This is a genomic window from Kitasatospora sp. NPDC059327, assembly GCF_042752535.1.
Classification (GTDB): Bacteria; Actinomycetota; Actinomycetes; order Streptomycetales; family Streptomycetaceae; genus Kitasatospora.
Genome location: NZ_JBHYYB010000190.1, coordinates 1 through 8,221, shown reverse-complemented (window position 1 = coordinate 8,221; position 8,221 = coordinate 1). Strand labels below are relative to the sequence as shown.

Sequence of the window (8,221 nt, the reverse complement as noted above, 5' to 3'; positions counted from 1 at the left end):
GCCGACACCGCTGGCTGAGCGCAACCCGGCGGCGGTGGAAAGCCGGCCGCCTGTGCGGCGCGGGTGAGGCGGTCCGTGCCGCACCACTCGCCGCACGGGACCACTCGGATGCGGCGCGGCCCGGCCCGGCCCGGCCCGGCGGGACAACGTGCCGCACTCGGGGACAACCTGCCAGTGAGACATCGGGGACAACGTGGCGCCGCACCCCGTGCTGTCCCGCCGCTGCCGCACGTTGTCCCCGAAGTGCGGAACGTTGTCCCGCCCGGGAGCGCAGCACGGTGTCGTCGTGCCGCACGAAGGTGTCGTCGCACTGCAGCAAGATGACGCGCTGTGCCGCACCAGGATGTCGCCGTCGTGGCCACCACCATAAGGATGATCAGGGTGGTCCGGTCCACCGACCGTCCCCACAGGCCTTCGGGCCGCTTTCCTCCACGCCCTGACCGACTTCTGCACCTCGGTCGGCGAGCACGTCGACAGACGGTGAACGAGCATCGCGGCTTCGACACCGCGATCGACTGAATCATCTGTTCGCTGGAGCATCAAGCCGATGCCTTGACCTGATCGCCCAGGTCTGAGCAGTTCCGGGTGGGCGCCACCGTCCGGCGCCCACCCGGAACGGATCAGACCTGGGCGATCAGCGCATATCGTTCGTCGGTCACCGGGCCGCCCCACAGATCCGCGTCCCCGCTGAGCGGTTCGATCCGCACGACGGCCGCGAGAGGCCGCACGACGGCCGCCAGGTCGTCCGCGCCGACCCCGCCGTTCCACGGCAAGGACTGCGCCCCGGCCACATACGGCACCCCGCTCCGCCCGGACTCGCGCCACCGGCCCTCGACCAGCACCAGCCGGCCGCCGGGCCGCAGCCGGTTCGCCCACTCCCGCAACGCGGCCTCGGGATCGGGCAGCGTCCACACCAGATGGCGCGACAACACGACATCGAAGGCCTCACCGCCGGTCGGCGGCACAGCCGCGTCACCCACCAGGAAACGGCCCGACAGGCCGGCGGCCGACAGCTTCTCCCCGGCCCGCTCGACCATCCTCGGCGCCAGGTCCACGCCGGTCACACGATGCCCGGCCTCAGCCAGCACCAGGGACAGCGAACCGGTTCCGCACCCGACGTCGAGGACGTCGACCGGCCCCGACGGCACCCACGCCCTCAGAAGCCGCGTCCACGCGGCACGTGTGCGCTCGACCCTCAGCCCATGGTCGGGCTCGTCATCGAAAGTGGACGCGGCGGCGTCCCAGTACTCGGCGATGGCAGCACGGTGATCACTCATGCCGGCATCCTCGCGGCCGGCACCGACAGCTCCCCCGGCGCCGGTGGTAAGCCGCCGAGGCCACCGACCCGACCGAGGAGAACCGGCTCGCGTTCACCGCGGTCGGCGCCGAGCCGCACGCCCACGCGTACTGGGCGCGGGCGGAACCGGCACGAGACCCTCATGCGGCCGAAGCCGGGCGCGCGCCCGGACGCCGCCACCGAGGCAGGCATCGACGCGGGCCCGCGGGCGGTAGGACCGCCGGCTACGACCGCCGCGCCGAGCCGTTCGGGTCCAGCGAGTGGAGCCAGCGGGCCGGGACGGTCATCGGGGTGGAGGTCATGAGCTCGACCGCGGTGTCGTTCAGGTCGGTCAGGGTGCCGGTCACCGTGTAGCCGACGCCGGGCGGCAGGCCGAGCCCTGCGGCCTGGCCGTCGGTGAGCCTCACCCGGACCCTGGAGTGCGGGGCGACCAGAAGGCCGGCGACCATGTGCTCGCCGTCCGCCTCCGGAAGATCGGTGACGGTCAGCTCGAACTCGGAGCCGGCGCGCACCCAGCGCCGCCAGTGCAACAGGACGCTGTCCAGATCCGTGCTGTCCGGCGCGTACCGGGCGTAGCGGAGGTGGGCCGGGACGCGCACCAGATACGTCTCCCCGACCCGCACCCGCGCCGTCCGCACCGAAACCGCCTCCTGGTCCGCCTTCTTCCAGTCTGCGCCCTGCCCCCGCCCTGCCCCAGGCCGGCGGCGGACGCGGGCCCGCCGGGTGATGGCCCGGATTGTGCGTCTCGGGTCCGGCGGGTACCAGCAGCAGCGTAGCGGGCGCGGCCCGGCCGGCCTGGCTTCTACAGCGCGGGGTGGGGAGGGTCTTCGGGGACGACGGCGGCGATCCGTACGGTCGGCGGCCAGGGCGGGGCGGGGGCGTAGGCGTGGACGACGTTGAGCGCGGGCCGGCCTTCGGCCCGGTCGGCCTCGATCCGGGTGGAGTACAGCTCGACCCGCTGGCCGCCCTCGGTGATGGTGCGGATCGGGCGGCCGAGGCGCGGGTGCTGTTCGAGTTCGGCGCGCAGCGTCTCCAGGGCCTGGTCGGCGCCGAGCTCCTTGGCGCGTTGGGCGGCGCGGTCGGTGACCACGGCGACCGCCGGACGGTCCGGCTGCTGGTGCTGGTCGGTCACTCGGCGCCCTGCCGCGCCAGTAGGTCGGCGACGGCCTGGTCGACGGCATCGGACGTGTCCGGGTCGGCGGCGAGCAGCACGCGGCCGCGGTAGGCGGCGACGATCTCGGCGACGGCGACCAGGTCCACGACGGCGGGGACCTGGTCGACCTGGTCGAGCCGGTCGACCGGCACGCGGCGCAGCAGCTGGGCGGCGAGTTCGGCGTCCAGGCGCTCGGCGTCGCCGGGGTAGCCGTGGCCGGCGCGCAGCGCGGCGCGCAGTTCCTGGACGGTGTCCATCGGCGGCAGGCCGAGACGGCCGCCCCCGTGCCCGTGTTCGGCGGGCTGGGCGCTCATCCCCACCAACCCCTCTCCCTGTCGGCGTCCCCGGCGCCGGGCCGGGCTCTGTGGTGTCGACGGTAGCCGCCCCGGGCCGGCCGTGGGGCCGTACCCACCGACCCGCTCCTTCCCTGGTACCCGCGGGGCAGCGGCGCCGGGGCGGGGTTGCCTCGGTGGCCGGCCTTCAGGACCATCCCGCTCCCGGTCCCTGCCAGCCGAGGGCGCGTCGTTCCTCGTACCAGAGTCGCTCGGCGGTCCGCGGGTCGCGCTCGGCCCAGTCCTCGGGGCGGTCGCCGGGCCTGGGTCCGTCCTGCCACCGGCGCCGGGGGGCCGGTGCGGCCGGGAGGGTGGCGTCGCCGATCAGGGCGCGCGTGCGGGCGGTCGCGGCCAGGGCCGGAGCGAGCGTGGTGGCGGCCTCGGGGCCGAGGCGGGTCAGGAGCTGGAGCAGCGCGTCGACGGCGCCGAGGGTGTCGGTGGCGGCCGTCGGCGACCAGCCGTCGGCCGCCACCAGATCGGTCATCGCGCACACGGCGTCGGTCAGTGTGTCGAGCTGGTCGTGGAGGTCGCCCATGCCGGGTCAACGAACTACCCGGTGTCACGGGTGCGGTCCGGTGGCCGCCCTGACTCGCCCTTCGGGCGACAGCGCGGCTGTGACCCGCGGGGATCGCGACTCCTTGATGGCCCGTCGAGGAACGCGGCTGCCGGGGTCGAGGTACCGACCGGGCACCTTGACGGCCGACGGTCGGGCGGTCGGGCGGTTCGGGGGCCCGGGCGGTGGTCGCGGCCGATCCGTCAAGGTGCCGGGGATGGGCATCAAGGCGCGCGCGGGCCGCCTCGATGCCCACCCCCGAACCCGGCCGGCCGGGCCCGGTCACAGGTTGTGGAGGTGGGCGAGCTGGACGGTGCGGGCGGCCTGGGCGGGGGTGTCGTGCAGGAGGGCGTCGTGGGTGACGGGGTCGCCGATGAAGTAGCCGCCCGCCACCGCTATCCACCGGTCGCCGAGGCCGGGCAGGCCTCGCTCGACCCAGCCGACCTGGTGGCCCTCGCCGAGCACGAGCAGGACGTCGGGCTGCACCGTCCAGCCGGCCAGCGCCCAGTGGTCACCGAACACGCCCGGGTCGAGGGCGCGGTGGGCGTCCAGGTCGGGCAGGCCCCGCAGCGTCGGGTCGCGCGGCACCGTCAGCGTCCCGGGAGGCGGACTCGGGATCGTGGGCGCGGCGGCCGACGCGGGCCGGGGCTCTTGCTGGGCCAGGCGCCGGCCGACGAGATCACGCAGCCGATCTCCCCCACCCGCCGGGCCGGGAGTTCCTCCCCGGGGCACAACAGACGCCACTGCGGGGCCCGTGGCGACGGACACCGTTTCACCCCGGGGCGCAACAGGCGCCGAAAGGGCATCTTCGGCACCCGGGCGGCCGGTCGCCGACGGCGCCATTTCGCCCCGGGGCGATGGAGTGGGCGTCTCGACGCCGACCTCGGCGACCCGGGGAACAGGCGGGACGGCCGGCGCCGGTCCGGCCGCGGCGCCGGAGAGGCCCGCTGTTTCACCCCGGGGTGAAACAGAGGCTTCCGTGCCGGGCGGGGCGGGCGCGGGCGCCTGGGTGACGTGGCCGTCCAGGACCTGTTCGGCGAGCTCGCGGTGGCGCGCGGTCAGGAGGCGGGCGGCGTGAAGGACGTCGGCCAGGGCTTGGCGGGCCTGGGCCGGGTCGCCGTCGCGGGCCGCCCGGTCGAGCCGGGTCAGGAAGTCGACGTCGTGACGGCGCAGCCGCGCGCCGAGGCCGAGGAGCTCGGCCGCGATCGGGTCGTCGGCGAGGCCGTCGGGCAGGCCTGTTTCGCCCCGGGGTGTTTCGGCGGCCGCGGCGAGGGCCTTGTCCCGCTTCTCCTTCTCCCGGGCGCGGTCCGCCTTCGACGAGCATGCCTTCGAGCAGTACTTCGGGCGGCGGCCCTTGCCCGCCCATTCCAGCTCCGTGGCGCACATCGCGCAGGCCGGCGCGCCGAACAGCATCGGCGCGGCCGGCGCGGCCGAGGTGTTTCCACCCGGGGAGAAAGTCATGGTCGGAAGGCTAGCCAGGCAGCACGCGGCGTTTCCCCCCGGGGGGATCGGCGGTCCGGCGGCGGCCACCCGGACAGGGCCGGCCCCGGCCGCGCGGCACCGGGACCGTGACGGTTCGGTGCCCGGGCCGGTTCACCGGTCATGACGAACCCGCTCTCCTTCCTCCCCGTGGCCGACCGCCGAGCGGTCGACGACGATCCGGACGGCCTCGCCGCCGACGACGAGCGAGCCGAGCAGGCCGCGGCACGGGCCGCGGCCGCGCGTGAGGAACGCGAGCGCGCCGTTCGCGAGGCACTCGCCCTGGCCGTCGACGCGGGGGAAGCGGCGGCCGCGTGGGTGCGCGAGCTCGCCGCCCGCCAGAGCGATGAGAACCATGCCCTGGTGCTGGGCCGGGCGGCCGACGCGATCGTCCAGGCCAGCGCCCACGAGGTCATCCCCGGCGGCGACGGCCGACTCGTCGAGGAACTGCGCTACCACCTGGCGGCCGACGTCCTGCTCGGCGCGACCCGCACCGCCACCCTGCCCGAGCTCCGCGCCGTCGAGCGGCTCGCCCTGGTCGCCGTCTGCGCGCTCGCCGCCGCGATGCCCGGCTGCGTACTCGGCGACCTGGAGCGCGAGCTCCCCATCCTCGCCGACGCACTGAACACCGCCACCGGCATCGGACACGCCGCGGCCGCCGAGATGACGGCCTGACCGCGACCGCGCCGGCACGGGCTCGCGCCGCTCCCCACCGCGACGTGTCCCGGGCCGGGGCCGACAGCGGTGATCAGCCCCCGCCGTCTGGGACCGGCCCCGCGGCGAGACCGCCCGGACCGAGCCGCCGACGCCCCCCAGGCACCGCCGCCGACTCCTCGACGGGGGCCGGCTCCAGGAACGGGGCCCGCTCGACCGCGAGCAACCGCGCCCGGTCATCCGCGCGGGATGGCGTGTCGGTGGCGGGCTCGGAGAAGGGCCGCCACAACGGGCGCCGGACGGGATCAGAACTCATGATCACCAGTCTCGCAGCCCCGCACCACCTGGGCGGCCGCTTCACCCGTACTGGCACCGCGCCGTGACGCCCTGCCAGTACCGGGCCGGGTCAGTGTGCGATCCGTTGTCGGCCCCAGGCCCGTCCCAGCCGGCGATCGACCGGCCGGAACCGGGACGCACACGGCCGAGGTCCCGGGAAAGGGGGGGTGTTCCGCGGGGCCCCGGCCGGTGGGAGGCCAGCAGCGCCAGGGGCGTGGCGCGGCCGCTCTGCCCGGCGACCCGGTACAGCTGTGGTGGGGCCGCCGTGCCGGGAATGCTAACCCCGCGCACCGGCGGTGAACAGGGCTTTGACCTGCCGTCTTTCGGCAGCGAACATGCCACCGCCAGGCCCGCGCCCCGGGGCCGGCCGCGCGCCGGCGCCGGCGCTTTCCCCGCCCTGACACCGGGCCGGCGTCTCGACCCGACCGTGGTGGAGGTCGGCCGGCCCGCGCCGTGGTTCTAGGTGTTCCGGCGCGGACGGCGCCCGGACGCGCCACCATGACGGCATGGACGATGACCTGACCCCGCCGCCGGGCTACACCGCGTGGCTCGACCAACTCGCCGCCACGGCCCGTGACCTGCCGGCCGAGACACGCGATCGGATCCAGGCCGCCGCCACCCAGATCCGGGAGAACCCGAACGCGGAAGCCGTGGCCACGCTGCTCGCCGAGCTCCGGGCGGCCGGGCTCGGCGGATAGCGCGCCAACGCCGGGCCGGGCGAGACCGGCCCGGTGTTTCGGATTCCCAGAACAGAGCGGTCAAGCCCCTGCTACCACCGGCTGTAGCGCCGGGCCGGGCCCGGTGTCGGGCCGTCGACCGTTCGACTGTGCATCGGCGCCGACCGCTGTGCTCGGGAACGACCTGCGGGCCCGCACCGGGATCAGTGCGGGCCCGCAGGTCGAACGCTGTACTCGAAGTCTCGCTGCTGTCGGTCGGTCCGATCAGGCGCGACGTGCTTGGTGCTCGCCGTCGCCGCCGGCGCGGCGCAGGGGCAGCACGTTGTCGCTGCCGTCGGCCTTCGCCGTGAGCCGGTAGTAGACCGTGTCGTCGATCTTCTCCATCCAGCCGCGTTCGACAAGCTGGCCGCGCAGCCGGGAGAAGAGGGACGGGTCCATGTTGATCTCGGCCGCGAGTTCCTTGGCGTCCATCGACACGGCGCCGCTGGCGGGGTCCTGGTCGTGGGACGCGTAGAGGATGACGACGATCCGCTGGTTCGGCGCCAACGGGCTGGTCACCCGCATGAGGCGGCGAACATCCTCGCGCGAGGCGATCTGCATGGTCATCCCTCCCCCTCCGTCTTCTTGTCGCTACGAGTCTTGCGCGTCTTGGGTTGCGGTTCCACCCAGGCCGGGATCTCCGGGGGGTTCCACGCCTTGAGGGCTTCACGCTGCTCGGCGGCCCCGGCCTGGAAGCACAGGTACGGCGTGACCTTCCAGAAGGTGTAGCGGCCGAGGACCTTGCCCGGCCGCAGCAGGCGCATCCCTTCCAGCTTCTCGATGTGCCGCTTGAGGGACTTGGGGTCCATCTTCAGCCGGCGGGCGATCTCCGGAACCGGCTTCTCCACCGGCAGGTCGGCACCCGGGGTGTTGGCCACGAACCACAGCAGCACCCGGCACTCGCGGTCCGTCAGCGCCTCGACGCCCTCGGCGATGCCGTTCATCCGCTCGTTGTCGACGGTGCTGTATCCACCCGCGTAGCCGAACCGGGTCTGCGGAAGGGCGTTGCCGTCACCGTCGAAGCGCTTCGCTCGTGCTGCCGCCATGTCCCCCTCCTCTGAGCCACACGATGGACTCTTAGTACATTTCGGGGGTCCGGCGACCCCACAAATAGACTATCGGTCCATGGACTATGAGTCCATTAAGGGCGCGCCGGGATCCCCAAGATGGACTCTTAGTTCATGGACTCATGGTCCATCATGGGGATCACAGGATCCCGACCGGGGATCCTGCGATCCCCATTGGTGATCCCAAGATCCCCCTCCAGCAGATGTTTCCGCACGTCAGCACGCTGTATGGCTGTCTCAATCTGGTTGCTGGTCAGTGACGTGCGGCAGGTTCACCATGATCACCATCTGAAGCTGCAAAAGGCGACCTTCGGCGTGTCGCATGCCCTACCGCACCTTGGGAACACTTCCCTGAGCGAACCCGGCCCGGGACCGGTGGTGGTCATGTGGTCGTCGCCGGTGACGGCGTCGGTGAACAGGTTGATCGCCAGGTGGGTCGTGGCATCGGCCACCGGTCGGTCGGTGGCAGGCCCCGACACGTCTTGCAGGCCGGCGCGGCAGGTACCCGGTCCGAAACGACCGCCCGCCATCTCGATCACGGCAACCGCCCAGGTCACGCCGTCCTCGGCGTGACCGGTGCGGCGACGGGCCGACGGCTGGGCCGGCCACGGCCCGGACGGCGGATCCGGCGGCG

The 8,221-nt window shown here is 74.1% G+C and carries 11 protein-coding genes; 2 read left to right on the top strand and 9 right to left on the bottom strand.

Annotation, left to right across the window (positions count from 1 at the left end):
• Nucleotides 1-620: 620 nt before the first annotated feature.
• From ACFXHB_RS43790 to ACFXHB_RS43765, 6 genes are all read right to left on the bottom strand, one after another.
• Nucleotides 621-1,277 carry a class I SAM-dependent methyltransferase gene (locus tag ACFXHB_RS43790; protein WP_380582672.1) on the bottom strand — a complete coding sequence of 219 codons (657 nt, stop codon included), beginning with the start codon at nt 1,275-1,277 and terminating at the stop codon, nt 621-623.
• Nucleotides 1,278-1,521: 244 nt separating this feature from the next.
• Nucleotides 1,522-1,935 (bottom strand): hypothetical protein, encoded by a 414-nt coding sequence (locus tag ACFXHB_RS43785; RefSeq protein WP_380582670.1) that lies wholly within the window; start codon nt 1,933-1,935, stop codon nt 1,522-1,524.
• Between the two features lie 164 nt (nt 1,936-2,099).
• The gene (locus tag ACFXHB_RS43780) at nt 2,100-2,429 is read right to left on the bottom strand and encodes a hypothetical protein (RefSeq protein WP_380582668.1); all 330 of its coding nucleotides are present in this window, start codon (nt 2,427-2,429) and stop codon (nt 2,100-2,102) included.
• Nucleotides 2,426-2,764 carry a hypothetical protein gene (locus ACFXHB_RS43775; RefSeq protein ID WP_380582666.1) on the bottom strand — a complete coding sequence of 113 codons (339 nt, stop codon included), beginning with the start codon at nt 2,762-2,764 and terminating at the stop codon, nt 2,426-2,428. Before ACFXHB_RS43775 ends, ACFXHB_RS43780 begins: the two co-directional genes overlap by 4 nt.
• Before the next feature lie 166 nt (nt 2,765-2,930).
• Nucleotides 2,931-3,317, bottom strand: a complete 387-nt coding sequence (locus ACFXHB_RS43770; RefSeq protein WP_380582664.1) for a hypothetical protein — start codon at nt 3,315-3,317, stop codon at nt 2,931-2,933.
• A 300-nt stretch (nt 3,318-3,617) separates the two neighbouring features.
• Nucleotides 3,618-4,796, bottom strand: coding sequence for a hypothetical protein (locus ACFXHB_RS43765; RefSeq protein ID WP_380582662.1), 1,179 nt, complete (start codon nt 4,794-4,796; stop codon nt 3,618-3,620).
• 141 nt (nt 4,797-4,937) lie between these two features.
• Between ACFXHB_RS43765 and ACFXHB_RS43760 the strand changes: the two genes are divergently transcribed.
• Nucleotides 4,938-5,489: a hypothetical protein gene (locus tag ACFXHB_RS43760; protein WP_380582660.1), complete on the top strand. Its 552-nt coding sequence runs from the start codon at nt 4,938-4,940 to the stop codon at nt 5,487-5,489.
• 821 nt (nt 5,490-6,310) lie between these two features.
• On the top strand, nt 6,311-6,502 hold the full coding sequence (locus ACFXHB_RS43755; protein ID WP_380582658.1) for a hypothetical protein: 192 nt from the start codon (nt 6,311-6,313) through the stop codon (nt 6,500-6,502).
• A gap of 243 nt (nt 6,503-6,745) precedes the next feature.
• On the opposite strand, the gene ACFXHB_RS43750 is transcribed toward ACFXHB_RS43755, so the two are convergent.
• The 3 genes from ACFXHB_RS43750 to ACFXHB_RS43740 form a co-directional block, all read right to left on the bottom strand.
• Complete coding sequence (locus ACFXHB_RS43750; RefSeq protein ID WP_380582656.1) at nt 6,746-7,087, bottom strand: replication initiation protein, RepL2; 342 nt, start codon at nt 7,085-7,087, stop codon at nt 6,746-6,748.
• Nucleotides 7,084-7,566 carry a helix-turn-helix transcriptional regulator gene (locus ACFXHB_RS43745; protein ID WP_191294185.1) on the bottom strand — a complete coding sequence of 161 codons (483 nt, stop codon included), beginning with the start codon at nt 7,564-7,566 and terminating at the stop codon, nt 7,084-7,086. Before ACFXHB_RS43745 ends, ACFXHB_RS43750 begins: the two co-directional genes overlap by 4 nt.
• Before the next feature lie 302 nt (nt 7,567-7,868).
• Nucleotides 7,869-8,221, bottom strand: a 353-nt coding sequence (locus ACFXHB_RS43740) for a hypothetical protein (RefSeq protein ID WP_380582654.1), incomplete at its 5' end; no start/stop codon positions are given.

Excerpts from the sequence above, each read along its gene's own strand:
- ACFXHB_RS43790 (WP_380582672.1), bottom strand. The coding sequence starts at position 1,277 with ATGAGTGATCACCGTGCTGCCATCGCCGAGTACTGGGACGCCGCCGCG.
- ACFXHB_RS43775 (WP_380582666.1), bottom strand. The coding sequence starts at position 2,764 with ATGAGCGCCCAGCCCGCCGAACACGGGCACGGGGGCGGCCGTCTCGGC.
- ACFXHB_RS43770 (WP_380582664.1), bottom strand. The coding sequence starts at position 3,317 with ATGGGCGACCTCCACGACCAGCTCGACACACTGACCGACGCCGTGTGC.
- ACFXHB_RS43765 (WP_380582662.1), bottom strand. The coding sequence starts at position 4,796 with ATGACTTTCTCCCCGGGTGGAAACACCTCGGCCGCGCCGGCCGCGCCG.
- ACFXHB_RS43760 (WP_380582660.1), top strand. The coding sequence starts at position 4,938 with ATGACGAACCCGCTCTCCTTCCTCCCCGTGGCCGACCGCCGAGCGGTC.
- ACFXHB_RS43755 (WP_380582658.1), top strand. The coding sequence starts at position 6,311 with ATGGACGATGACCTGACCCCGCCGCCGGGCTACACCGCGTGGCTCGAC.
- ACFXHB_RS43750 (WP_380582656.1), bottom strand. The coding sequence starts at position 7,087 with ATGACCATGCAGATCGCCTCGCGCGAGGATGTTCGCCGCCTCATGCGG.
- ACFXHB_RS43745 (WP_191294185.1), bottom strand. The coding sequence starts at position 7,566 with ATGGCGGCAGCACGAGCGAAGCGCTTCGACGGTGACGGCAACGCCCTT.